We start from the raw sequence: 1,629 nt of genomic DNA, 5'->3' as shown, positions 1-1,629 counted from the left end.
AGTGTGCGGGTCATCCCGAGCCGTGGCGCGTGGCTGGAGTTCGATGTGGACAAGCGCGACACCGTGGGTGTGCGCATCGACCGCAAACGCCGCCAACCCGTGACGGTGCTGCTCAAGGCGCTCGGCTGGACGAGTGAGCGGATCGTCGAGCGCTTCGGTTTCTCCGAAGTGATGATGACGTCCCTGGAGAAGGACAGCACATCGGGCACCGATGAGGCGCTGCTCGACATCCACCGCAAGCTGCGTCCGGGCGAGCCGCCGACGAAGGAGTCCGCGCAGACCCTGTTGGAGAACCTGTTCTTCAAGGAGAAGCGCTACGACTTGGCGCGCGTTGGCCGGTACAAGGTCGACAAGAAACTCGGCATCCGCAGCGGCGGCTCGCCGGCGCTCACCGAGGACGACATCGTCACGATCATCGAGTACCTGCTGCGGCTGCACGCGGGCGAGAAGACCATGACCGCTCCCGGCGGCGTCGAGGTCCGGGTCGAGGTCGACGACATCGACCATTTCGGCAACCGTCGGCTGCGCACCGTCGGCGAGTTGATCCAGTCCCAGGTCCGGCTGGGGCTGTCACGGATGGAGCGCGTGGTCCGCGAGCGGATGACCACCCAGGACGTCGAGGCGATCACGCCGCAGACCCTGATGAACATTCGTCCCGTCGTCGCGGTGCTCAAGGAGTTCTTCGGAACCTCGCAGCTGTCCGTATTCTTGGATGAGCGCAACCCGCTGGCGAGCTTGACCCAGAAACGCCGTCTCTCGGCGCTGGGCCCGGGTGGTCTGTCCCGGGAGCGCGCCGGTCTGGAAGTCCGCGATGTGCACTACAGCCATTACGGCCGCATGTGCCCGATCGAGACTCCGGAAGGGCCGAATATCGGCCTGATCGGCTATATGTCGGTGTACGCGCGGGTGAATCCGTTCGGCTTCATCGAGACGCCGTACCGAAAAGTGGTCGACGGCAGGGTCACCGACGAGGTGGACTACCTCACCGCCGACCAGGAAGACCTGCATGTCGTGGCGCAGGCGAACGAGCCGCTCGACGCCGCGGGGCGTTTCGTGAACGCGCGAATCGCGGTGCGCCGCAAGAATTCCGAGGTAGAGCTCGTCGGATCCGCCGAGATCGACTATATGGACGTCTCGCCGCGCCAGATGGTGTCGGTCGCGACGGCGATGATCCCGTTCCTCGAGCACGACGACGCCAACCGCGCCCTGATGGGCGCGAACATGCAGAAGCAGGCGGTTCCGCTGATCCGTTCGGAAGCGCCGCTGGTGGGTACCGGTATGGAGCTGCGCGCGGCGGTCGACGCCGGTGAGGTGGTGGTCAGCGAGAAGGCCGGTGTGGTCGAGGAGGTCTCCGCCGACTACGTCACCGTGATGCACGACGACGGCACCCGCAAGAGCTACCGGATGCGCAAGTTCAACCGGTCGAACCAGGGCACCTGCTCCAACCAGCGCCCGATCGTCGACGAAGGCCAGCGAATCGAGATCGGTCAGGTCATCGCCGATGGCCCCGCCACCGAGAACGGTGAGATGGCCTTGGGTAAGAACCTGCTGGTGGCGATCATGCCGTGGGAGGGTCACAACTACGAGGACGCGATCATCCTGTCGCAGCGGTTGGTGGAGGAGGACGTT

At 65.3% G+C, this 1,629-nt stretch carries 1 pseudogene; it reads left to right on the top strand.

The features are described 5' to 3' along the window. Nucleotides 1–1,629: pseudogene (locus tag ACWESM_RS36590) on the top strand (DNA-directed RNA polymerase subunit beta); the annotation flags it as partial.

The organism is Nocardia sp. NPDC003999, from assembly GCF_053604885.1.
This window is presented reverse-complemented; position numbering and strand designations above follow the sequence as displayed.